The sequence below is a fragment of the Staphylococcus hyicus genome (genome assembly GCF_000816085.1).
In the GTDB taxonomy this organism is placed as follows: Bacteria; Bacillota; Bacilli; order Staphylococcales; family Staphylococcaceae; genus Staphylococcus; species Staphylococcus hyicus.
The window spans coordinates 218,848-244,317 of record NZ_CP008747.1; the positions used below are offsets into that span (position 1 = coordinate 218,848).

19 protein-coding genes, 1 pseudogene and 1 CRISPR repeat array are annotated in these 25,470 nt (G+C 35.2%); of the genes and pseudogenes, 13 read left to right on the forward strand and 7 right to left on the reverse strand.

The window, feature by feature from the left end; genetic code table 11:
- Nucleotides 1-34: 34 nt before the first annotated feature.
- Together SHYC_RS00915 and spn are read right to left on the reverse strand one after the other, a co-directional pair.
- Nucleotides 35-661, reverse strand: coding sequence for an FMN-dependent NADH-azoreductase (locus SHYC_RS00915; RefSeq protein WP_039643669.1), 627 nt, complete (start codon nt 659-661; stop codon nt 35-37).
- A gap of 231 nt (nt 662-892) precedes the next feature.
- Nucleotides 893-1,213, reverse strand: a complete 321-nt coding sequence (gene spn / locus SHYC_RS00920) for an SPIN family peroxidase inhibitor (protein WP_039643670.1) — start codon at nt 1,211-1,213, stop codon at nt 893-895.
- Nucleotides 1,214-2,215: 1,002 nt separating this feature from the next.
- On the opposite strand from spn, the gene mbcS reads away from it, so the two are divergent.
- Entirely contained in the window at nt 2,216-3,805 is a 1,590-nt protein-coding gene (mbcS, locus tag SHYC_RS00925) for an acyl-CoA synthetase MbcS (RefSeq protein WP_039643672.1), read from the forward strand.
- A gap of 422 nt (nt 3,806-4,227) precedes the next feature.
- Here the strand turns inward: mbcS and SHYC_RS00930 are convergent, their stop codons facing one another.
- A complete protein-coding gene (locus SHYC_RS00930) occupies nt 4,228-5,889 on the reverse strand; it encodes an FAD-binding dehydrogenase (protein WP_039643675.1) in 1,662 nt (553 codons plus the stop codon).
- Nucleotides 5,890-6,070: 181 nt separating this feature from the next.
- Here SHYC_RS00930 and SHYC_RS12215 point away from each other — a divergent pair, with 181 nt between their 5' ends.
- Complete coding sequence (locus tag SHYC_RS12215; protein ID WP_158484607.1) at nt 6,071-6,208, forward strand: hypothetical protein; 138 nt, start codon at nt 6,071-6,073, stop codon at nt 6,206-6,208.
- Between the two features lie 67 nt (nt 6,209-6,275).
- On the opposite strand, the gene SHYC_RS00935 is transcribed toward SHYC_RS12215, so the two are convergent.
- Entirely contained in the window at nt 6,276-6,698 is a 423-nt protein-coding gene (locus tag SHYC_RS00935) for an Hsp20/alpha crystallin family protein (protein ID WP_039643677.1), read from the reverse strand.
- 223 nt (nt 6,699-6,921) lie between these two features.
- A CRISPR array of direct repeats spans nt 6,922-7,815; the repeat unit is 36 nt; unit sequence GTTTTAGTACTCTGTAATTTTAGGTATAAGTGAAAC.
- 374 nt (nt 7,816-8,189) lie between these two features.
- Between SHYC_RS00935 and cas9 the strand changes: the two genes are divergently transcribed.
- From cas9 to SHYC_RS00955, 4 genes are all read left to right on the forward strand, one after another.
- Nucleotides 8,190-11,345: a type II CRISPR RNA-guided endonuclease Cas9 gene (gene cas9 / locus SHYC_RS00940; protein ID WP_039643679.1), complete on the forward strand. Its 3,156-nt coding sequence runs from the start codon at nt 8,190-8,192 to the stop codon at nt 11,343-11,345.
- Between the two features lie 11 nt (nt 11,346-11,356).
- The gene (gene cas1, locus SHYC_RS00945) at nt 11,357-12,259 is read left to right on the forward strand and encodes a type II CRISPR-associated endonuclease Cas1 (RefSeq protein WP_039643681.1); all 903 of its coding nucleotides are present in this window, start codon (nt 11,357-11,359) and stop codon (nt 12,257-12,259) included.
- Complete coding sequence (gene cas2 / locus SHYC_RS00950) at nt 12,249-12,515, forward strand: CRISPR-associated endonuclease Cas2 (RefSeq protein ID WP_231912791.1); 267 nt, start codon at nt 12,249-12,251, stop codon at nt 12,513-12,515. The genes cas1 and cas2 overlap by 11 nt, the downstream gene beginning before the upstream one ends.
- A gap of 69 nt (nt 12,516-12,584) precedes the next feature.
- On the forward strand, nt 12,585-13,586 hold the full coding sequence (locus SHYC_RS00955) for a hypothetical protein (RefSeq protein ID WP_039643683.1): 1,002 nt from the start codon (nt 12,585-12,587) through the stop codon (nt 13,584-13,586).
- Nucleotides 13,587-13,670: 84 nt separating this feature from the next.
- Here the strand turns inward: SHYC_RS00955 and SHYC_RS00960 are convergent, their stop codons facing one another.
- The 3 genes from SHYC_RS00960 to SHYC_RS00970 form a co-directional block, all read right to left on the reverse strand.
- The gene (locus SHYC_RS00960) at nt 13,671-15,008 is read right to left on the reverse strand and encodes an Nramp family divalent metal transporter (protein WP_039643685.1); all 1,338 of its coding nucleotides are present in this window, start codon (nt 15,006-15,008) and stop codon (nt 13,671-13,673) included.
- 194 nt (nt 15,009-15,202) lie between these two features.
- Nucleotides 15,203-16,927, reverse strand: a complete 1,725-nt coding sequence (locus SHYC_RS00965) for a glycoside hydrolase family 3 protein (protein ID WP_039643687.1) — start codon at nt 16,925-16,927, stop codon at nt 15,203-15,205.
- A gap of 2 nt (nt 16,928-16,929) precedes the next feature.
- Nucleotides 16,930-17,775 (reverse strand): HAD family hydrolase, encoded by an 846-nt coding sequence (locus tag SHYC_RS00970; RefSeq protein WP_039643689.1) that lies wholly within the window; start codon nt 17,773-17,775, stop codon nt 16,930-16,932.
- Nucleotides 17,776-17,828: 53 nt separating this feature from the next.
- Between SHYC_RS00970 and SHYC_RS00975 the strand changes: the two genes are divergently transcribed.
- From SHYC_RS00975 to SHYC_RS01005, 7 genes and pseudogenes are all read left to right on the forward strand, one after another.
- The gene (locus SHYC_RS00975) at nt 17,829-19,067 is read left to right on the forward strand and encodes a helix-turn-helix domain-containing protein (protein WP_039643691.1); all 1,239 of its coding nucleotides are present in this window, start codon (nt 17,829-17,831) and stop codon (nt 19,065-19,067) included.
- 364 nt (nt 19,068-19,431) lie between these two features.
- Nucleotides 19,432-20,073 carry a bifunctional 2-keto-4-hydroxyglutarate aldolase/2-keto-3-deoxy-6-phosphogluconate aldolase gene (locus SHYC_RS00980; RefSeq protein WP_039643693.1) on the forward strand — a complete coding sequence of 214 codons (642 nt, stop codon included), beginning with the start codon at nt 19,432-19,434 and terminating at the stop codon, nt 20,071-20,073.
- Between the two features lie 4 nt (nt 20,074-20,077).
- The gene (locus SHYC_RS00985; RefSeq protein ID WP_039643695.1) at nt 20,078-21,091 is read left to right on the forward strand and encodes a sugar kinase; all 1,014 of its coding nucleotides are present in this window, start codon (nt 20,078-20,080) and stop codon (nt 21,089-21,091) included.
- A gap of 15 nt (nt 21,092-21,106) precedes the next feature.
- The gene (locus SHYC_RS00990) at nt 21,107-22,510 is read left to right on the forward strand and encodes a glycoside-pentoside-hexuronide (GPH):cation symporter (RefSeq protein WP_039643697.1); all 1,404 of its coding nucleotides are present in this window, start codon (nt 21,107-21,109) and stop codon (nt 22,508-22,510) included.
- Between the two features lie 16 nt (nt 22,511-22,526).
- Nucleotides 22,527-23,930 carry a glucuronate isomerase gene (uxaC, locus tag SHYC_RS00995; protein WP_039643699.1) on the forward strand — a complete coding sequence of 468 codons (1,404 nt, stop codon included), beginning with the start codon at nt 22,527-22,529 and terminating at the stop codon, nt 23,928-23,930.
- A 14-nt stretch (nt 23,931-23,944) separates the two neighbouring features.
- Nucleotides 23,945-24,604: pseudogene (uxuA, locus tag SHYC_RS01000) on the forward strand (mannonate dehydratase); the annotation flags it as partial.
- A 12-nt stretch (nt 24,605-24,616) separates the two neighbouring features.
- Complete coding sequence (locus SHYC_RS01005; protein ID WP_039643701.1) at nt 24,617-25,456, forward strand: SDR family oxidoreductase; 840 nt, start codon at nt 24,617-24,619, stop codon at nt 25,454-25,456.
- Nucleotides 25,457-25,470 lie beyond the last annotated feature (14 nt).

Here is a 25,470-nt window from a genome sequence, read left to right on the forward strand (position 1 = left end):
TGACCCATCGCTGGGCTTAAATTTAGATATGTTTTTAGAATGTTTCTCCCAATGATTGTGCTTTTAAAATGGCAGCTGCTTTAATTTCTTCGCTACGTTCAGGATCTTTATTGTGACCTTCAATAATAACCGTATCATATGATGGTACGCCAAAGAATCCCATCATTGCTTTAATGTAGCTGTCGCCATGTTCCAATGCATTCGCTGGTGCTTCTGTATAATAACCACCACGTGACTGAATGTGTAACGCTTTTTTATTTGTTAATAGTCCAACAGGTCCATTAGAGGTGTATTTAAATGTTTGGCCAGCAACAGCCACAGCATCAATATATGCTTTTACGACTGGTGGAAATGATAAGTTCCACATTGGTGTAACAAAGACGTATTTATCAGCATTCACAAATTGTTCTAATATCTCATTTAAACGTGTCACTTTTGTTTCTTCTTCTGCAGTTAAAACGTCGCCATTTTGTACCTTACCCCATGCAGAGAAGACATCGCCATCAATATAGGGTACATATTCTTTAAATAAGTCTACATGCACAATTTCATCATCTGGATGATGCGCTTCATACGATTTAATAAAGGCTTGACCTGCTGCCATAGAATTAGAGACCAACTCATCTAAAGGGTGAGCTGTAATAAATAATAATTTTGCCATTGTTCGTTCGCTTCCTTTTCTGTTTTATCTTTTGAGTTTTTATCTACAGACCATATTGTACCAAGTATACAAAATATATCAACAATTAATTTCGAATTCGTAATAAATCAGACTAATGGCCGATGTGATCGGGTGTCATCGGCTTCGAAAAAGATATTTATAAACAAAACAGAGCGCCATGACAGGGTCATGACGCAGATTTGAAGTTAGACATATATTGTTATGGTTGGATTATTTTTTTAATAAATAATCGTATTTAGATGTATCTAATCCTTGTGCTTTTGCAGCTTTAAGAAAATCTTTAGCAGATTTGTATCCTAATAATTTGAAGTAAGCTCTGATGCCAGCTTTTGTTTTTTTGTCAGTTTTTTTGTCTAAAAGAACACCAACATAATCAACTTCATGTTCTAAAATACGTGAATCGTCCTGTAATATAATACCGCCTTTAGAAAGTACAGATGCCTCCGCTTGCTGATGTGGCACTGCCGCAAAAATACCAGTGGCTAAAACTCCTGTTGTTACTGCAGATAAAATTATTTTATTTAGACTCATTTTGAATCACTCCTAGTTATTTGATGAGTTAACTGTATCATAAATTTTTTGAAAATTGTTTTTATTTAATCATTCTTAAGAGGATTTAAGTACACGTTAAAAGTATTGAATTTGGATTTAATATCATAGCGAGTTGATGCGAGTTAGTGCACAGGGGAGTCTGAGGGGAGAGCGCGGCTAGACTGGCGCGCAACTGAAGTGCTTATTTTACCAGGCATCGCTTTAAGTAGAATGAAGATCACATTTGAATGAATAGGGTACATTTATTTTTAACTTTATAGACTTAGGCTATATGTGTTTATGCATGTAAGTCGATCACTGATTTTACTGTTGTATCGATATCTAAAGCGTTATAGATATGAAAGGTGAAGCGTAAGGGACATGATAGTTGGGGAGCGAAAGATACAATGAGATAGAAAGGGCGTTCTTACGTCAAAGTTACTGAATTTTACATAAGACCTATACAATACGGTTATGATTGCGACGATGACAGATTTTAAATGATAGCACGCGCACATATTTTGACTTATAGGACAGATACTGGTATAGTATCAATGAATTTAAAACGAAAAAGGGTTGTATGCTGCCACATACAACCCGACAGGTCAGTAATGACTTCCCATGTATTTAACCATTCAGCGTTGTGTTGAATGGTTATTTTTTTTGTTGCGTCATGAGAACTAGACTCATGACGGTGAAGACAATCATCAACATTTGATAATCAGTCATTAAAATTTACCCCTTTTCTTTTTATGTTCTATAAGCATCACCCCGTTTTGTTTTCATCTTATGCCATCGACCTGTCTAAATGTATACTAACACAATACGAACGTATGTTCTACTTTTTCGAATAACTTTTTTGGAGTTGTTATGACCTATCAACTTAATCGGACATAAATTAGTACCTGATGTCAATTCTTTTTACCCTATAAGTGTAAAGATTTGGGTTGCTGGAATTCCTCTGATAACATGAATTTCAGGAAGTAGAAAGGAAGTTTAACTATGAATTTATCAGGGCTCGTTGCACCAGAACACTATAATATTGTTGATGAAATTGAAAAATATGCACAAACATCCGATAAACTGGCACTTATTTACGAAAGTGGGTTTCATCCACCCCAAAAGGTCACTTATGAGACATTGATTCATCATGCGAATCAAGTAGCACATGTGATGCAGTTTCATGGTTTGCAAAAAGGGGATCGTGTGCTCATTATGTTACCGAGAATGGTTGAAACATATGAAGTATACATAGCAGCGTTAAAACTAGGGTTAACCGTTATCCCAAGTTCAGAAATGTTACGCACAAAAGATCTGCAATATCGTATTCGTCATGCCAATGTAAAAGCTGTAATTACACTCCCAGACTATATTAAAGAATTTGAAAATGTGACGGAGTATGAAGCACTTATTAAATTGCTCGTGACAGGTGACCATGCCGATTGGACAACTATTGCTACGGAGAAATCACAATTTCCGACACAATGTGACAAACAAGAAACGCATCGTGATGATTTAGCGATTTTATCTTATACCTCTGGCACTACAGGTAACCCTAAAGCAGTGATGCATACACATGGCTGGGGGTACGCGCATATGCGTCTTGCGCCAAAGCAATGGTTAAATATTGAAGAAGATGATCTTGTATGGGCGACAGCCGCACCAGGATGGCAAAAATGGATATGGAGTCCATTTCTTTCAATTATGGGATCTGGCGCCACAGCTTTTGTGTATAATGGTAAGTTTAAAGCCTCGCGTTATCTTGAGTTGTTACAAGATTTTAAAATTAACGTATTATGTTGTACCCCGACAGAATATCGTATGATGGCAAAGCTTCAAAATTTAACAGAGTATGATTTATCTCATTTGAAAAGTGCAGTTTCAGCTGGCGAACCATTAAATAAAGATGTCGTAAATAAATTTGAAACGCACTTTAATTTGACGGTGCGCGATGGCTATGGTCAAACCGAGAGTACATTGCTTATCGGCTTTTTAGAAGATACACCTAAACGCCCTGGTGCAATGGGTAAAGCTATTCCAGGTACAGGGGTGACGATTGTTGATGATGAAGGTAATGAACTGGGTAGCAACGAAGAAGGCAACATCGCCGTTCCATTATCATTGCCAGCGTTGTTCAAGGGTTATTTCAATGACCATGAACGAACAGAAGAGGCACGTTTAGCAGGGTATCATATTACAGGAGACTTAGCTCAAAAAGATGAGGACGGTTATTTTTGGTTTGAAGGACGTAAAGATGACATCATTATTAGTTCGGGTTATACGATTGGACCGTTTGAAGTGGAGGATGCGCTCACGCATCATGAAGCAGTTAAAGAATGTGCAGTCGTCGCAAGCCCTCATGCTGAAAGAGGCAATATCGTTAAAGCGTTTGTCATACTACAAGAAGGATATGAACGCAGTGACACACTCATTTTGAACATGCAACAGTTTGTGAAAGAGAGTGTCGCACCGTACAAATATCCACGAGCTATAGAATTTGTAGATACTTTGCCAAAAACGAACTCTGGAAAAATTCGTCGCATCGAATTGCGTCAAGCTGAACAAAGAAAATTTGCGAGAGACGAAATATAAAATAATGATATGAGACAATCATAGTGTATTAGTTTCGTTAATATAAATTGTATTCAAAAAGCCTTCAACGTTATAAAAAGACGTTGAAGGCAATTTTTGTGAATCTTAATATCGCTCACAGTATTATATTAGGAATAAAGATATGAAAGCATAAATTAATGCGCATACATTAATGATAGTTAAAATCGCATATAGCACATCATATTTATAGCATTTGATGATTCCAATAAGTGTAATGATGAATGAAAGGCAAATCCAAGCACAAATCAATAATGCATATGTAGCCGGCAGGGTAGGTAGAATGAGGGCACATATACACATACAAGTTGATATAAATGTGAATGAGAGGGCCAAACATTTATACAATGTCCCCATGATGTAAACTCCTAAAATATATTTCGCCTCATTATAACATATTTATATTATGTTGGGATGCTTTTGTGAATTCCTTCAGCCGCGCGTATACCACTAAAAATACAACCGCCTAAAAATGTTCCTTCTAATGCACGATACCCGTGAACACCGCCACCACCAAATCCTGATGCTTCACCTGCCGCATATAGACCTTTAATGCGCTCACGATGTTGATTAAACGCTTGACCGTCTAAGTCGGTTTGAATACCACCCAATGTTTTACGACTAATAATATGAAGTTTCACCGCGATTAGCTTGCCGTTTTTACCACTTAATATCGGATGTGGTTTCGCCGTACGAATCAATTTATCACCTAGAAAGTGACGCGCATTATGAATAAACGTCACTTGAGGATCTTTACTGAACGTATTCATTAATTGTAAATCTCGTGCTTCAATTTCATGTTTGACATGATTGTAATCGATTAAATTTTCTCCAGTCAAAGCGTTCATTTTTTCAACTAACGTTTTTAAATCATTGGCCATCACAAAATCAGCGCCTTTATTTAAAAAAGCTTGAACTGGGCCTGTTGCTTTTTTACCAAGCCTTTCCTTAATTAATCGCCGAATATCTTTATTTGTTAAATCAGGGTTTTGTTCAGACCCAGATAACACAAATTCTTTTTTTACGATATCTTCTGTAAGGATAAACCAAGAATAATCATAGCCTGTTTTCATAATGGTTTCGAGTGTATGCAACGTATCAAAACCAGGGTAGTCGGGCGCACGCATCCGCTTACCTGTCGCAGTAAACCACATGGACGAAGGTCCTGGAATAATACGAATGCCGTGCTTGTTCCAAATGGGACTATGGTTTTGAATGCCTTCAGTATAATGCCACATACGATCTTTATTCACGAGATTAACACCAGCATCTTCGCTAATTTCAAGCATCTTACCATCAGTCGAATCAGGAACACCTTGTATCATTGTTTTCGGGGCAGCGCCTAGGCGTTGGGGCCAATTTTGTCGAATTAATGCTTCATTTGCGCCAATGCCACCTGTTGTAATCAAGAGGTAAGACACCTCAAATTGAAAAGTATCGACTGCTTTACGTGAAGACGGCGCGCCAATTGGGACATCACTTTGTTCGAGTATATTGCCAGAAATACTTTTAATAGCGTCGCCTACAATTTCAATGTCGGTCACTTGATGACGCGGTAAAAATGTAAACTGACCAGACGCTTCATATTTCTTAACAAACCCGATAAAAGGGTTTACCAGACCCGGTCCTGTCCCCCAAGTGATGTGAAAACGTGGCACAGAATTACCATGACCAGAAGCGGAATGTCCACCACGTTCCGCCCAACCAAGTATCGGTGTCAATGTGATGCCCATGTGTTTTAAATACGCTTCTTTCTCATAAGTCGCAAAATGTACATACGCTTTAGCCCACTGATACGCCCAGTAATCATCCTCCTGTAAGCGATCAAATCCTGCTGATCCTAACCAATCACTGAGTGCTAAGTCATAACTATCTTTAACGCCTAAACATCGCTGAACTTTAGAATTTACTAAAAAAAGACCACCAAATGACCAATACGCTTGTCCTCCCATTGCTTGAGGAGGTTCTTGATCAATCAATGTGACACGGTGCCCACGCTTTAACAACTCCGTCGCAGCAACCAGTCCGCTTAACCCGGCACCAATAATATGAATGTGTTTTTGCATAACGTTACCCCGATCTTTGTATTATCTTCAGTATCCCATATCAACAAGATAAGATTCAAAAGTTAACCCCATTAGTAAATATAAAATTCTCACAAAATTCATTAAAACTTTAAATAAAAATCACATCGTGTTCATACATCAATGGTAATATAGCGATGAATTATTAAAAAGGAGTTTACAAATGAAAAAAGGGAAACAGGTGCAATGGATGCATAAAGTGATAGTTGGAACAGCTTTGTTTGTTTTAGGCAGTTCGCTCGTAGTAGGGGCATTTGAAAATGTACATATCGTTCCTGAGAAAGTGCATCAAGTGCGTTAAAGTTTTGTTGATGTAAACATATAAAAACGCAGAAGCGAGAGGGGGCGCTTCTGCGAAAAAGTTTCGATTAATTTATAGGAATTCGAGACGGTGATGTCTCAGAATGTTGCAGTTTAGGTAGCGTAATTTCAAGCACACCATTGTCATAAGATGCATGAATGGTGTCTCGTTCAACGTTATTGAATGTGAATTGACGTTTCACGCTTGAAGTACGGCGTTCACGATGTACAATAACGCCATCTTCATTTTCTTTTTCATTATTTTCAGTGTGAGCTGCAGCTATAGTTAAAATGTTGTTATCAAAATCAACGTGAATGTCTGATTTTGCCATACCTGGAAGTTCAGCGCTGACAACATATGCATCTTCACGTTCAGAAATATCTGTTTTAAAAGCTTGAGATAGCATTAAACCTTGCCCAAAATCTTTGAAAAGATCACTCGAGTTCATATCAAAAATAGAATGATTAAATGGTTTTAATTGGAATGCCATAAAGCATCGCTCCTTTATATTTTAGAATGTCGCAAATATCAAGAAACTGAACTGGTAAAGGTCACATCTAATCCTTTACAATCTTATTATACGACAAAGGTCAAAGTTAGTCAAGGTTAAAGTGGTGTGATTGATGTAAATTGAAATTTATCCAAAATACATAAAGATCAGTGATATCAATGGATTAGACAATCTTAAAAGTTATAGTATACTGTAGCTAGAGGTTTTAGTACTCTGTAATTTTAGGTATAAGTGAAACTTAGGGTCCCAATAAATCATTTGACCTTTAGTTTTAGTACTCTGTAATTTTAGGTATAAGTGAAACTTTAGCAACTTTTTTATAACTATCACCATTGTTTTAGTACTCTGTAATTTTAGGTATAAGTGAAACGGTAAAACAACGTACAAGTGAATTTGATAGGTTTTAGTACTCTGTAATTTTAGGTATAAGTGAAACCGCTAAAGAGGCACTCTCAACTACTATCCGGTTTTAGTACTCTGTAATTTTAGGTATAAGTGAAACTGATGCCCCGGTCAAGCGTTTTTTGTTTGCTGTTTTAGTACTCTGTAATTTTAGGTATAAGTGAAACAAGATGGTTTAATAGCAGTATGGAATGGCAGTTTTAGTACTCTGTAATTTTAGGTATAAGTGAAACAACTTTGACGTACTTCAACAATATTTTACTGTTTTAGTACTCTGTAATTTTAGGTATAAGTGAAACTTGATAACTTCGGTTTAGGTGATTTTATCAGTTTTAGTACTCTGTAATTTTAGGTATAAGTGAAACATTTTCTATGCATTACCTTTATGAAGGGGTGTTTTAGTACTCTGTAATTTTAGGTATAAGTGAAACTTCATGTCGCCTGTGGGCTTTGTTAAGTTAGTTTTAGTACTCTGTAATTTTAGGTATAAGTGAAACTTTGGTAGCCATTTACTTCACAAGAGAGGGTTTTAGTACTCTGAAATTTTAGGTATAAGTGAAACGAATATGTAGGTTCTAATATACTGTCACCTGTTTTAGTACTCTGTAATTTTAGGTATAAGTGAAACAGAAATACTTGTAAACACAGCAAGCCTTGTGTTTTAGTACTCTGTAATTATAGTTATAGGTGAAAAAAAGAATAGAATTGGCGTTGTGCGCAGATAGCTTAGTACTTTGTGATTTTAGGTATTTTTATAAGTGTTCTATACATGAAATATGTATGCGATCCACTTATTTTAGGGGTAACCTCATAAAATTGTTTAACTCAAAGAAACTAACGTTGTTTAGATAGAAGTTATAACACTCACTCCACAAAAATATCAGAAAATTCTTGACTCAAATGGATCTTATGATAAAATAAATTTACAAGTACTTATTTGTGCTTATACCTAAAATTACAGAATCTACTAAAACAAGACTATATGTCGTGTTTATCCCACTAATTTATTAGTGGGAATTTTTTTGTTCTTCTTTTATAATAGAATTTAAAAGGGAGGGCAATGTATAAATGAATAATTATATACTAGGACTCGATATAGGTATTACCTCAGTTGGATACGGTATTGTAGATAGCGATACGCGTGAAATTAAAGATGCTGGGGTACGTTTATTTCCAGAAGCGAATGTAGACAATAATGAAGGTAGACGTAGTAAAAGGGGAGCGCGACGTTTAAAAAGAAGACGAATTCATAGACTTGATAGAGTGAAACATTTACTCGCAGAATATGATTTGTTGGACTTAACAAACATTCCTAAAAGTACGAATCCTTACCAAACAAGAGTTAAAGGTCTTAATGAAAAGCTTAGTAAAGATGAATTGGTTATCGCATTATTACATATTGCTAAGCGTCGTGGCATTCATAATGTCAATGTAATGATGGATGATAATGATAGTGGCAACGAGCTGTCCACAAAGGACCAATTAAAAAAGAATGCTAAAGCGTTATCAGATAAATATGTGTGTGAATTACAACTTGAACGATTTGAACAGGATTATAAAGTCCGTGGTGAGAAAAACAGGTTTAAGACAGAAGATTTCGTTAGAGAAGCACGTAAACTTTTAGAAACACAATCAAAGTTTTTTGAGATTGATCAAACATTTATAATGCGTTATATAGAATTGATTGAAACAAGACGTGAATATTTTGAAGGTCCTGGCAAGGGGAGTCCTTTTGGTTGGGAAGGTAATATAAAAAAATGGTTTGAACAAATGATGGGTCACTGTACATATTTCCCTGAGGAACTTCGTAGTGTTAAATATTCGTATAGTGCAGAGCTTTTCAATGCATTGAATGATTTAAATAATTTAGTAATCACGCGTGATGAAGACGCAAAGCTTAATTACGGGGAAAAATTTCAGATTATTGAAAATGTTTTTAAACAAAAGAAAACACCAAATTTAAAACAAATCGCTATAGAAATTGGAGTTCATGAGACAGAGATAAAAGGCTACCGTGTTAACAAATCAGGTAAACCCGAATTTACTCAATTCAAGCTATATCATGATTTGAAAAATATTTTTAAAGATCCAAAGTACTTAAATGACATACAATTAATGGATAATATTGCTGAAATAATTACTATATACCAAGATGCAGAGAGTATTATAAAAGAACTTAATCAATTACCAGAATTGCTTTCTGAAAGAGAAAAAGAAAAGATTAGTGCGCTCTCTGGATACTCTGGCACGCATCGATTATCTTTGAAGTGTATCAATCTGCTTTTAGATGATCTATGGGAAAGTTCTTTAAATCAAATGGAACTCTTTACAAAGTTGAATTTAAAACCTAAAAAGATAGACCTAAGCCAACAACATAAAATACCTTCAAAACTTGTAGATGATTTTATTTTATCTCCTGTTGTAAAACGTGCCTTCATTCAGTCTATTCAAGTCGTAAATGCCATAATCGATAAGTATGGATTACCTGAGGATATAATTATAGAACTTGCAAGAGAAAATAACAGTGATGATAGAAGAAAATTTTTAAATCAACTTCAAAAACAAAATGAAGAAACCCGAAAACAAGTTGAAAAGGTGTTAAGAGAGTATGGTAATGATAATGCTAAAAGAATCGTTCAAAAAATAAAACTTCATAATATGCAAGAAGGTAAGTGTTTATATTCTTTAAAAGATATTCCTCTTGAAGATTTATTAAGAAACCCTCACCACTATGAAGTTGACCATATTATCCCACGTTCAGTGGCATTCGATAACTCTATGCATAATAAAGTGTTAGTAAGAGCGGATGAAAATAGTAAAAAAGGCAATAGAACACCGTATCAGTATTTAAATTCAAGTGAATCTTCATTATCATATAATGAATTTAAGCAACATATTTTAAATTTAAGCAAAACAAAAGATCGTATTACTAAAAAGAAAAGAGAGTATCTTTTAGAAGAACGTGACATTAATAAATTTGATGTGCAAAAAGAGTTTATTAATCGTAATTTAGTAGATACGCGTTATGCGACAAGAGAATTGACAAGTCTTTTAAAAGCATATTTTAGTGCCAATAATTTGGATGTTAAAGTTAAAACAATCAATGGTAGTTTTACCAATTATTTAAGAAAAGTGTGGAAGTTTGATAAAGATAGAAATAAAGGGTACAAACATCATGCAGAAGATGCATTGATTATTGCTAATGCCGATTTTCTGTTTAAACATAACAAAAAGCTGCGTAACATTAATAAAGTATTAGATGCTCCTAGTAAAGAAGTCGACAAAAAAAGAGTGACTGTACAAAGTGAAGATGAATATAACCAAATATTTGAAGATACTCAAAAGGCACAGGCCATTAAAAAGTTTGAAATTCGTAAATTTTCTCATCGCGTAGATAAGAAACCTAACCGTCAACTAATTAACGATACATTATATTCTACTAGAAATATAGATGGTATCGAATATGTAGTTGAAAGTATTAAAGATATATACTCTGTTAATAATGATAAGGTAAAAACAAAATTCAAAAAAGATCCCCATAGACTTTTAATGTACAGAAACGATCCTCAAACATTTGAAAAGTTTGAAAAAGTATTTAAACAATATGAAAGTGAAAAAAATCCATTTGCTAAATACTATGAAGAGACAGGTGAGAAGATTAGAAAATTTTCTAAGACGGGTCAAGGCCCTTACATTAATAAAATAAAATACCTTAGAGAAAGATTAGGTAGACATTGTGATGTAACAAATAAATATATAAATAGTAGAAATAAAATTGTCCAATTAAAAATTTATTCTTATAGATTTGATATTTACCAATATGGAAATAATTACAAAATGATTACAATTAGTTATATAGATTTAGAACAAAAATCTAATTATTATTATATTTCGAGAGAAAAATATGAACAAAAAAAGAAAGATAAACAAATAGATGATAGTTACAAGTTCATCGGAAGTTTTTATAAAAACGATATAATTAATTATAATGGTGAAATGTATAGAGTGATTGGTGTAAATGATTCTGAAAAAAATAAAATTCAGCTTGATATGATTGACATATCTATTAAAGATTATATGGAATTGAATAATATTAAAAAAACTGGCGTTATATACAAAACCATCGGTAAATCAACAACGCATATTGAAAAATATACCACTGACATATTAGGCAATCTATATAAAGCTGCTCCACCTAAAAAGCCGCAACTCATTTTTAAATGAGGTATGGAATAATGTCGTGGAGAATTGTGTATGCTTCAGATGTTAGTAAGATGTCTTTGAACTTAAATAGTTTGAAAGTCACAAAAGGGGATTTGGAGGTTAAAATCCCCTTGAGTGATATTTTTGCGGTGGTGATTGAAGATTTAACAGTAACACTTACAGCAAGGCTGTTAGTTGAATTGTCAGATTACAATATTTTAGTGATTTTATGTAATCAAAAGCATTTACCTGAATGTATGTTACAACCAATATCAGGTCATTATAGCCAGTATGGTCAAATGAAAGAGCAACTATCATGGGGACAATCTGAAAAAGATGCATTATGGAAAATGATTGTTCAACAAAAGATCAAAAATCAAGTTGCATGTATGGAACATAATGGTATTGATAAAGAAAGAACTGAAAAAATGTTACAACTCAAATCTTCTGTTAAATTATTTGATCGTGAAAATATAGAGGGGCAGGCGGCTAAATACTACTTCAATAGCTTCTTTACCAATTTTACGAGGGATAACGATGATTTATTGGAAAATGCTGTATTAAATTATGGATACACTATTTTAAATTCAGCGATTGCACGTACGATTGTTGCTAAGGGATTAATGCCTGCTATGGGGATACACCACATTGGAGGACGAAATCATTTTAATTTAGCATCGGACTTAATTGAACCGTTTCGACCAATTGTAGATTTATATTTATTAAAAAATCCACCTGATGATTTTATGACTAAACAGTATCGATTGAATTTAGTGAATTTATTACATGCTCGTGTTTATATTGATGGTAAAATGCAAACAGTTATACGAGCGATTGATATCATGGTTCAATCGATAATCGAATATTTTCGAGAAGGACAACCTCATTTAATTAAATTTCCTGAGCTTTGCAAATACGAGTTTTATGAGTTATAGATTTATGCGTGTCATTTTGATGTTCGATTTGCCGGTTGAAACTAAGCAACAAAGGCGCATTTATAGTAAGTTCAGGAAAAGGTTACTCGAAAATGGTTTTTTAATGATGCAGTATTCAATATATATAAAGAGTGTTGCTAATAAAGATGCAGCACATTTTAGTGTTAATCAAGTAAAGCAGTTTTTGCCATCAGACGGTCATGTACGTGTTTTAATCATTACTGAAAAGCAATATGAAAAATGCAAATATTATTAGGTGAAGAGGATCAAAACATCGCATTATTAGGTGATAATCGGACGATATTGTTCTAGGAGGACAGAACCGATGAATGAAATGATTTGGGACATTAAGTGTAATGATTTAGACCGGGTATCTTTAAATATAGGTCATTATACTTCAATTTATAATGAACATGACACTAAAGAGGAGGACATCCTTCAAGTCATTAATGATTATTTTCAAAAGAGGAATTCTAATAAAAATGAAGTCATTATCTTTGATGATATGAATCAAGAAACGGTGTCTTATGCTTCCTATCAAAGTTGGATACTAAATCACGAATTAGTGGAAAGAGAACATGGATTGGCTAGTAATGCTATTTTAACAAAAAAGATTTTAAGGAATTTAGGAAATCATATAGAAATTGGTAGTTATTTCAATTCTATCAATGCATTACACGAGGATGTTTTGTCATTGATTAAAAATGAATTGCCTATTTGTATAAAAAAGTTTGATTTTAAAGCCTTTATAAAATTATTGGAATTTCATTATGAAATTTGTGAAGATTATGATCGATTAATAGTGAGGCTTGAGAAAATCTTGCCTATTTTAGTTGAAGAAATGAATGCAATATCGGGTCAAAAAACACTATTGATTTATTTTTATCCGGAAGCGAATTTGAGCCCTAAAGAACAAGTACGTTTTCGCAAATGTTTGGAAAATTTAGCGGTTCCTATAATAGTTTTAACTGGTTCAATGCATTTTTTAAGTAATGAATTAGAACATAATAACTATTTAAGAAATGGGGAACAGATGTTAACATCTAGTTTTATTAATCAGCTATGTTGGGATGCACCTTTAAACTTCAATGAGACTGACATAAAACAAAGTTTAAATAAGTTTGTACACTTATATCAAGAAAAATTAGAATTACTGCCAACTGTTACCAATTATAAATTAGGCGGTATTATGCTTTTTGAACCTATTGATTTATATGTGGGTATTACTTATTTGAATCATATCGGTCAGTGTTTTGAATTAGACATTAAATATGATTTATTAAATATGCCTTTACAGAAATATATTAAAAGTTTTGAAAAAAGTTAGATTTAATAAATGGTATGAAGCGCCATCAAAGTTCATTGAAAAGTGAGTTTTGATGGCGCTTTGAAATGTTTAAACATAATATTGTTATACAATCTCCGTGAGGGTACTAATAATTAAATAAATGTTTAATAAGCATAAGATGATTGTTAAAATCCATCCAATGATGTTGACTAATTTTGTATTAACGAAAGGCGCGCCCATAATGCCCTTGTTGTTCGTTGCTACGATGAGTGGGATGATGCTGAGAGGTAAAGCAATGCTTAAAAATACTTGAGTAAATATAAGTAAATCTTCTATACGTTGGGTGTCAGCGCCATAAATCAGCAAACATACAAAAACTGGTAAAATGGCAACTAATCGTGTAATGACTCTACGTACCCAAGGTTTCATTTTCAAATGGATAAAGCCTTCCATTACAATTTGACCTGACAATGTGCCAGTGATGGTAGCGTTTTGTCCTGCCGCAAGTAAAGCCACCGCAAATAATGTACTTGTCACACCGCCACCAATGGCATTCGCAACATGTGATGTTTTTAAGGCGTCATATAATTCATAAAATCGCCCAAGATCCTGGCTCGTACCATAAAATAATGCTGCACCTAAGATTAACAATAAACAATTCACTACAAAGGCCACTGACAATTGAATATTGGAGTCTAATTGTGCAAAATGAATCGCTGCTTTTTTTGAGGCATCATTTTGTCTATCGTATGATCTTGATTGCACAATAGAGGAGTGCAAATACAAATTGTGTGGCATTATCGTTGCGCCTATAATCCCTAATGACATGTAGAGTATTCCGTTGTTAGTAACAATATCTTGATGAGGAATAAACCCTTGTAATAATGCTGCGGTATCCGGCTTTGCCATATACACTTCAAATAAGAAAATAATGAAAATCGTAAATATGAGTACGCCGACGATAGCCTCAATTTTTCGGAAACCAAATTTCATGATTAGTAATAATAAGAATACATCCACAATGGTAATCGTAGCGCCAATAATAAGCGGAATATGAAATAATAAATTCAACGCTATTGTACTGCCAATTACTTCAGCGATGTCTGTAGCGATGATGGCGAGTTCCGCGATGATCCATGCGACTATCGCATATTTTTGCGAAATCATTTTCCGGGTAACCTGTGCTAAATCCATGTCGCTCGCAATCCCTAAGCGTGCGCTCATAGATTGTAAAAACATAGCACTTAAGCTAGAAATTAAGATGACAAATAATAAGATATAGCCATAGCTTGCGCCACCACCCATGGAGGTTATCCAATTGCCCGGGTCCATGTATCCGACAGCCACTAACAATCCAGGGCCTATAAATTTAGATAATCTTGAAAAATAAGAACCCTGTTCTTTAAAACTGACTGTATTGTTGATTTCTTCCAGGCTTTTGTTCACCTTAAGCACCTCCATATAATAAATTTAGGTTAACCTAACAAAGTTATTATAAAATAATTCGCAAAGGTGTAAAGTCGAAAGTCTTGTTGAAATTATAAAAAAGATTAAATGGTTGATAAATCAGTGTAAATAGTGAAAAAAAGAAATAACCATCCGCCTTATTTAAGATTTAAGGGGATGGTAAATTCCTTTTTTATCATAGTAATTATTTAGCGTTTAGCTTCCCATTTTTCAGTCCATACGTTGTCGTTGGCTTGGCCTTTAAAATCACTTACACCAGTAATTTTATCGATAACTGCTTCAAGGTTTGTTTTGTTTGAATGATAGGCGTTAATATAAGTTTTGACCATCGTGGCATCATGAAGATGCGTTGTAAAGTTAAGTGACACAAAAACAGTTGGCACTTCGTGTACGTACCATGGAATTTCGTTACTCATAGCTGTGGACCATCGAATCCGATAATTATTTTCTGCTGCATAGCCAATGATGTTTGCGAAAACGAGTGCAGCATCCACATGTTGTCGATATTCCAATGTTTTACCTTTAATGCGCGTTGAGCCGTCATTGAGTGTGACGTTAAAGCCACGTCGTTCTAAAATATCAATAATATTTTGGGTTACAGACTGGTCTGCTTTATAAATACCATCTTTTTCACCTTCAATCATGTATAGGCGAATATTTGGATGTGTATCTGGTTTGATTGGCAATTCGTTCAACGTATTTTTAACTAATGTAATGCCTAAATCAGCAGCTTCTTGTTGCATTTCTAGGTGGGCTGTTGCACCTATGACATCTAATTCAGAAGGTGCGTGCGTAAGTGTGTGTTGCTGTTGCTTTTCTGGAAGGTGGAGTTTTGCTTTTAACCCAAGAATACGGCGTAAGGCATCGTGTAAACGCGCTTCAGTGATGATGCCGTTACGATAACCGTTAAGCATGAAGTTAAAATCTTCTTCAATATCATTGAAAAATAAAAACATGTCACATCCCGCAGCAATAGAAAGGGGCACGTAATCTTCTCGGCGCATTGAAGCGGTCATGCCTAACATATGGCTTGCGTCTGTAATGACTAGACCATTGAATTTGAGGTCGGTTTTTAATAAATCGGTTATTAACTCTTTTGATAATGAAGCCGGTAAAATATCAGCATCTGTTAATTTAGGATTCAACAATTTTGAGTAGGCTGGTTGAGCGATATGGCCTGCCATAATCATTTCAACACCACGTTCAATATGATTTTCGTATACTTTTCTAAAAGAGTCATCCCACTGTGCTACAGTTTGTTCATTGACACCTAACACTAAATGTTGATCGCGTTCTTCTGTGCCATCACCCGGGAAATGTTTCACGCATGTGATCATATCATTATTTTGACGATAACCGTCTATATAGGCATTGGAATAACGTATCACTGTTTCGGCATTTGTACCATAACTTCGTGTGTTCACAATGGTATTACGCCAGTTTTCTACAATGTCGACGCAAGGATCAAAGTTCACATTAACGCCTAACGCTTTGGCTTCTTTACCAGATATAAAGCCGGCATTAAATGCTACTTGTGTTTGTTGTGTAGCTTCACATTGGGCCGCAGACGCGATATAGGTACCATCATTACATGCGCCATTCCCACCAGCATCACAGTTTGCGGCAATGAGTAAAGGGATTTTACTATGTGATTGTAAATCATTTAAAAGGGTTTGAACTTCATCTTTATTCCCCCCTTGATAACGCGCGCCACCGATATGGTACTGCTCTAAAATCTCATGATTAGACAAGGTGCCTTCATTGAAATCACCTTCTTTTTCAAGTGAAAATAAATTAAAAAAGAGCTGTCCTATTTTTTCTTCATCTGACATGGACTGAATTGTCGACTCCACCCATGCGATTTGTTGATTATTTAAGAAATATGGTTTTTCAGTTAAGTTTACGTTTGGCATGTTTATTTCGCTCCTTCAAAGTTTTGATAAAACATTTGAATTAATTTGTTTTGAACTGTTTGATAGAACGTATTGGAAATAAATAAATCACTATACACATCATAAAATTTTTTCCAAGATGCATTTTCGTGATGGGCAAGTATTGGATAAAAAAAGATATTATTGATTTGTGCTGCTTTTAAATCGCCTTCTGCATCACCAATCATGATCATATGTTCAGGTTGATAGTGGGCTTTAAGTTTACTGATACAATGTTCTTTTGTTCCGGCTTCTTGGGCGAACAGTCCTGAAATATAAGGCATAAGGCCATGATGTTGCCATTCATTTTCGACGGCAGACTGATTGGCAGATGACACAATGACAACATCTGCGACCTGACTGACTTTTTCTAAAGAGACTTTGACATGGGAAAATGGTCCAACACTAGGAAGTTGTTTGATTTTCTCATTCACGCGTAAGGACCACGCTAACGCACGTTTAAGTCCTGTTTTCTCAGGGTTATGTAGTATATCTTTCTCTAGTTGAGGGTTTGAAAATACGGATGTATGATCGACCCATTGTTTAATATCCTCATAACCTTCTACAGTAATACCTTGGGTGTGAAGCTCAGTTAACATTTTTTCTAATCCTTTAAAACGGTTAATACCTCGAGTAATTTCGTAGAGATTAAACGTGTTCCATCTTTTTAGAATGTGTTCACGATGGGCATCTAAATCCCAAATGTCTAGTATCGCAGGCCCGAACGCACACTCATGTTTGATTGTCATAGTATCCATACCACAGCCATCTGAATCAATACAGATGAGGTGTGTATGTGAAGGGGTATATTGGCTTAATGCGGATATCATAATCTCCATTCCTTTCAAATAAAATTGCTATAATACAGGTGAGGTGACACCTAATGATTGATGTAAAAACACTAGAAATTGTAAAAGCACATGCATTGGATTTATTAAAATTAGACATGAACGTGTTTGAATTAACGGATTATAAACAAATGAGCCATATTTTTAAATCACCTTTCACTAATGTGAAACGTAAACAGTTTAAAATCGATTTTCAACATTTCATATCGCAATTAGAAAGTCGTAAGATTTATCATTATAAGAATCTATTTGGTGTTCAATATGTGTTGTTCAAGTATAAAAAATGCAATCAAATCGTGATTATTGGTCCGTTTTTAGAGAAAAGACCCAATGAACGAATGTGCCATGAGATGTTATTGAATGCGAATATTTCCATTTCTAATTTAACTACACTTAAACAGTACTTGATAAAGGTTCCCGTATGTCACTATAATGATGCGTTAAAAATGGCACATTTAGCGGTCCGTTTTTTAAAAAATAAGTTTTCCCATTATCCTGTGATGCATATTGATTTTAATCTTCATCCAGAATCTGTGAGTTATGCTGAACAAAAATTACAGCATCATTATATGATGACGGACATTAAAGATAGGTATGAGCTAGAAAATAAAATGCTAGCGGCAATTCAAAATGGGAATATTGATGAAGCATTAGCACTTCATACGCAAATAAATTTATTTGTATCAGGGTTGAAACGTTTAAAAGATGATTTATTGAATTTAAAATATCGTGCGTATTTACAAAATACGTTATGTCGTAAAACGATTGAAAAAGCCCGAGTGAATTTGCTTACAATTGATGTCTTATCTGCAAAGTATGCGGCTTTAATTGATGAAGCAGAAAATATTGAGATACTCGAAATCGTAACGCATGATATGATTCGTGAGTATGCTGAAACAGCGCTCAAAGTAAATGCATTGAAGCACACTCCTAAAATCAATAAAGTTATTCAATATATTGAGATGTATTTAGATCAAACTTTGACTTTGAGTGAGTTGGCGAAAAGCGTTAAATTATCCCCGACCTATCTTTCTCGCACATTTAGCCAAGAAATCGGGAAAACTATCCCTCAATATATTATGGAACTGAGACTTAAAAAAGCATGTGACTTACTTGAAACAACAGAGATGCCAATTGAGCATGTGGCCCAATATGTAGGCTTCAAACGACAAAGTTACTTTAGCCACTGTTTTAAAAAGGTGTATGGATGTACACCGATTCAATATAAGCAAACTTACAACGAAAAAAGTAAACGCTTTCTTCGTTGGTTTTAAACTATCATGTGTGGCTGAAAAAATAAGGGCAAAAAATAAAAAAATTTTCAATTTGTGTATTTTTTTGCGGATATACCTCAATATTTTAAATATAACGACAAAAATTTGATAAAAACATAAAGGATTAAAGGCTGAAATTCCAAAGCAAATTACGAACAATCAGAAAATTGAGGTAAAAGATATAGTAATGTAATCAGATATACAAAACGTTTTCATATCAAGGCTTACAGGCTTTGGAAGGAAACGTTTTTTTGTTTTGGAAAATGAGAGAATAAGCTGGATTTCTGGATGTGAAATTGACTGTCCAACAATCAAAAATATAATGAAAGTGAGTTGGAAAAGCGGAATGTTTAGGAGGGAGAAAATGAAAAAATATCGCATATTGGAACGCATGCATCATCACTATCTTGTAGCAGTTGTGCGAGGTGAATCTAAAGAGGACGCACTTCACACTACGACGCACATTATAGATGGTGGGATGCGCAACATTGAAATCACATTTACGACACCTGAAGCTTATGACGTTATCGCAGAAGTAAAGCGTTTATTTAGTGAGGATGACATTGTTGTTGGCGCAGGGACGGTGCTTGATCCGATGACAGCACGTTTAGCTATAGTAAATGGTGCGGAATATATCGTGAGTCCGCATCTCGATAAAGACATCGCTAAAATGTGCAACTTATACAGTATTCCTTATTTGCCTGGATGTGGATCCGTTACTGAAATTACCGAGGCATTAACGTATGGCGTTGACGTAGTAAAGTTATTTCCTGGCGATTTATTAGGTGCAAACTTTATAAAAAATGTGCACGGACCGATTCCGCACATAGAGATGATGCCATCAGGTGGCGTAGCATTAAACAATTTACATGAATGGATTGAAAAAGGCGCATTTGCAGTAGGTATTGGAAGTGCATTAACGAAAGGTGCTCAATCAAGTCATGATGAAATTATAGCTTCCAATACAGAACAATTTGTCAAAAAATATCGCGAAATTGTAGGGTGATATGATGTCTGTGATTACATTAGGTGAAATTTTAATGCGCTTATCCACCACGCAGCATCAACGTTTTCAAGCATGTTCTCCATTAGCCTGTCACTATGGCGGTGCTGAAATGAACGTTGCTATAGGATTATCTGGTTTTGGTATTCCTACAGCTATGATTACTGGGCTACCCAAAAATGCATTAGGAAATATAATCATTCAAACGTTACATCGATATAACGTAAATACTAAAAACGTTTTTCAAAAAGAAGGGCGCTTAGGACTTTATTTTGTAGAGGAAGGTTTTGGTCAACGTGCGCCAAACATTATATATGACCGAGAGCATAGTGTTTTTAATCATATGACATTAGAAGATATACACATAGAGCAGATGTTGCACGACTATGATTGGTTTCATTTCACTGGAATCACACCTGCACTCAATGACACTTTATTCAAATTAATGAAGAAGATTACACGCATAGCGAAACAACAAGGGATGACAATCAGTTGTGATTTGAATTATCGCGCTCAATTGTGGGACTTTCAAACAGCGCGTGATAAAATGTCAGAACTTTTGCCAGATGTAGATATTATTTTTGGTTATGAGCCACTCAATTTAATAAATATTGCTACAGGTGAAGACAAAAAAGATACGTTGTCACGCAATCCATCACTTGATGACCTACGTCCGATATTAAAAGAAATCCATGAGCTTTATGATCTTCGCTATATCGCATTTACACAACGAAAAATTTTTAATCATAAAAGAAATCGCTTACAAAGTTTTATTTCTACCACACATGAGATGGTTAAATCACCCTGTGTCGATGTTGAAATTTTAGAGCGTGTCGGTACGGGAGACGCCTTTAGTGTAGGGGTTTTGTATGGTTTGATACAACAATGGTCGCTTCAAGAGACAGTCAATTTTGGGTTAAAAAATATGTGCTACAAACATACGATACATGGTGACTATTGTTATGCCACTTTAGATGAAGTTCAATCAATGCAGTTCAACGGCAGTGATATAAATCGTTAGAAAGAAGGCGAGACTATGACATCGCAAATCACATTAAATGACCAAAAAAAATTAAAAAAGTTTCAAAAAATAGATGCCCCCATTTTGAAATTTAAAGAAAAATTGGCCTACGGTTTTGGCGATTTAGGAAATGGCCTCATGTTTGACATGGGTATGATTTATCTTTTGAAATTTTACACTGACATTTTAGGTATTTCAGCATTTTACGGAGGATTAGTATTTTTAGTCGCGAAAGTATTTGATGCATTTGAAGATACAGGTGTTGGTACTATTGTAGATTCACGACGTAACATTGGACCTAAAGGTAAATTTAGACCATTTATTTTATACGGAACGGTTCCGCTGGCATTGCTTACTGTCCTGTCATTTATTTCTCCTGATTTATCCTACACAGGCAAAGTAGTTTGGGCATTTGCGACCTATATGTTATTTAATATGGCTTATTCAGTCGTTAATATCCCTTATGGGTCACTTTCAGCTTCAATGTCTTTGAATTCTGAAGACCGTACACAGCTTTCAGTTTTTCGTAATATGGGTTCTCAAGGTGCGCTTTTCTTCGCAGGCATTGTCGTTATTCCAATGGTCGATCGCTTTTCGAATCATACAGTAGGTTATCCAATAGTTGTAGCTGTACTTTCAGTGATTGGCGTCGCGTTACATCTCATTTGCTATAAAGGAGTAAAAGAGCGTTATGTTGTTCAAAGAGAAGAAGTGAAAGGGACAAATAAAAGAGCGTTCTTAGGACTATTAAAAAATGAAGCATTCGCTGTTTTAGCAATTTATACTCTACTCACGATTATGGCACTGTTTCTAAAACAATCTGTGCAACTTTATTACTTTGAATACGTGATGGGTTATCCAAATCTTGTGGGGTTAGTGAGCACATTAAACTTTGCAGTATTATTCCCAGCACTTTACTTAACAACGATTCTAAGTAAAAAGTTTGGCAAGAAAGCTACTGCTTTAATTGGTGTCGGCGGTTTTATTATCTTTGAATTTTTAAACTACGCCTTCTTTGGAGAACAACTCGTATCATTTTTAATCGTTAGCACCATTTCTTCATTCTTTTTAGTCATTCCTAATACTGTGACATGGGCGTTTATTGCTGACGTTGTCGAATACGGTCAATGGAAATCTGGTATTCGCTCGGAAGGTATTATTTATTCAAGCTATAGTTTTACGCGAAAAGTATCGCAAGCATTAGCAGGCTTTGTTCCTGGTGTTGCGTTAACGGTGATTGGCTACCAACCAAATGTACAACAAGCTGCAGAAACGTTACATGGATTGAGATTTCTATTTTTTGTCATTCCTGCAGGTGCAAGTTTAATCGCATTATTAATCTTTTTATTCTTCTATCCACTTACTGATAGAAAACATAAACAAATCGTTAAGGAACTTACGTTAAGAGAAGAAGTTTAGTGAAGGAGGATGACTCATGACTTTTATTCATAAAAATTTTATGCTCACCAATGAAACGGCACGTCACTTATATCACACTTATGCCCAAACTATGCCGATATATGACTATCATTGTCATTTAGATCCTAAAATGATCAGTGAGAATACACATTTTGATAACATCACAGACCTTTGGTTAGGCGGTGATCATTATAAATGGCGAGCAATGCGTGCGCAAGGCATTGATGAATACTATATCACTGGTGCGGCAGAACCTAAAGAAAAATTTAAAAAATGGGCAGAAACGTTAGACAACGCAGTGGGCAATCCACTTTATCATTGGTCCCATCTGGAGTTGAAAATGTATTTTGATATTGACGACCGCTTAAGTGCAACCAATGCAGAAGACATATATGACCGTGCAAACGCCTATTTAAAATCACATCATGTGACAACACAATCGCTCATTTCTGATTCCAATGTGGCACTGATTTGTACGACTGATAATCCGACAGATACTCTTGAGCATCATGATGCCATTCGTGCACAAGATGGATTTAAAACAGCTGTACTCCCAGCATTTCGTCCTGATGATGCGTTTAAAGTGGGCACACCGCAATTTATTGATTTTGTAAAAAAATTGGAAAGCCAAACGCATCCCATCATAGATAGTGGGGACTTCGTAAAGGCTTTAAAGCAACGTATTGATTATTTTCATCAAAAAGGTGGCCGTTTAGCGGATCATGGTTTAGAAGAAATTCGTTTTGAAGCGTTTGATGCGGTTGAGATTAATACAATCTTTGAGAAAGCGTTAGAACAAGAACCTATTTCTAAAAAAGAATATTTCCAATTTCAAACCTTTATCTTGCGTGAATTGAGTAAAGCATATAGTGAAAAAAATTGGGTGATGCAAATTCATTTTGGTGCCATCCGTAATAATAATACGCGTGCATTTTCAAAACTAGGACCAGATGCAGGTTTTGATTCAATAAGAGATCAAGAAAATTTAGCAGCTCATTTAAATGCAACGCTCAATATGATGGAAGCGGACAATCATTTACCGAAAACGATTCTTTATAATTTAAACCCGGTTTATAACGATATTGTTGGCTCTACTATCGCAAACTTTCAAACAGAACCAGGGATAAAAAGTAAAATTCAACATGGCGCAGGATGGTGGTTTAATGACACAAAACGTGGCATGTTGAACCAAATGAGCTCACTCGCAGATCAAGGACTGCTTATGCATTTTGTTGGTATGTTGACAGATTCACGAAGTTTTATTTCCTATTCACGTCATGATTATTTTAGACGTATTTTATGTAATTTTATTGGAACATTAGTAGAAAACGGTGAAATTCCGAATGATGACACGTTATTAAAACGCATGATTGAAAATATATGTTATGACAATGCCTATCATTATTTTAATTTAATTTAGGGGGAGTGACGGACGATGAAAATGACGTTGAAAAAATGAATCCATTGAGTGGTGAATTGTCGTTGCCAGGATGGGATTCGAGCTATACGAAAGAAGATTTGGCATCATTGTTTCATGATTATGCTTCTGTTGATGAAGAAACATTATGGGACAATTTGACGTATTTTATTCAAAAAATCATGCCCGTTGCTGAAGAAGAAAACATGTTAATGGCGATTCACCCGGATGATCCACCTTGGAACATTTTTGGCTTACCGCGCATTATCACGAATAAAGAGAATTTAGAGCGTTTTATTAACATTTATGATTCAAAATCGAACGGATTAACGTTATGTTCAGGTTCACTCGGTGCAGATAAACACAATGATTTTGTCGAAATATTAAGGTATTTTGGTGAAAAAGATCGTGTGAACTTTGTACATGCCAGAAACGTCAAATTAGTTGGTGAAAAATCATTCCAAGAGTCTGCACATTTATCAGAAGCTGGTTCTATCGATATGTATGAAGTTGTAAAAGCAATGCATAGCTTTGGCTATAAGGGTCCAATACGTCCAGACCATGGCAGAATGATTTGGGGAGAAACTGGTAAACCGGGATATGGCTTATATGATCGTGCGCTCGGTGCTGTGTATTTAAATGGTCTGTATGAAGCTATTACGAAAGAAAATCAATAGGGGGTGTGAAAAATGGAATTACCATTTCAAGTGGATTTGAAAGATAAAGTTGTTGTGATTACTGGTGGCGCAGGTGTGATTGGTAGTGAAATGTCGCGTGCTTTAGCCAAAAGTGGTGCACGCGTTGCGATTGTGAGTTTGAATAATACTGCGGATGATTTGGTGAAAGAGATAGAAGAAGTTGGCGGTATGGTTAAAGTGTTTATAGGCGATGTCACACAAAAAGTAGATATGGAAGCCATACGACAAGCTATTCATGAAACGTTCGGCACCGTAGATATTCTAATTAATGGTGCTGGCGGCAATGCGCCTGGTGGGACGACGGATGATGAGCGTTATGATTCCAATCAACACGGGTCGAAAACATTCTTTGATCTCAACGAAAAAGATGTCGGTTTCGTTTTTGATTTGAACTTTTTAGGCACATTTATTCCGACACAAGTGTTCGCGCAAGATATGGTCGGTAAAAGTGAGGCCACAATCATTAATATTTCATCCATGAATGCATTTAAACCGCTCACAAAAATTCCAGCTTATAGTGGTGCGAAATCTGCGGTTAGTAACTTTACTGAATGGCTAAGCGTATACTTTTCAAAAACAAATATTCGTGTCAATGCGATTGCGCCTGGGTTTTTGCTTACACAACAAAATGAAGCATTATTGTTAGATCAAGACGGAAATTATACAGAACGTTCTCAAAAAATATTAACTGCGACACCGATGGAACGATTCGGTGAACCGCATGAATTGATTGGCGCGTTACTTTTTTTAGCGTATGCCCCAGCATCAAGTTTTGTGAATGGTGTTGTGTTACCTGTAGATGGTGGATTTAATGCTTATTCAGGTGTGTAACGTTAAAGAGGAGG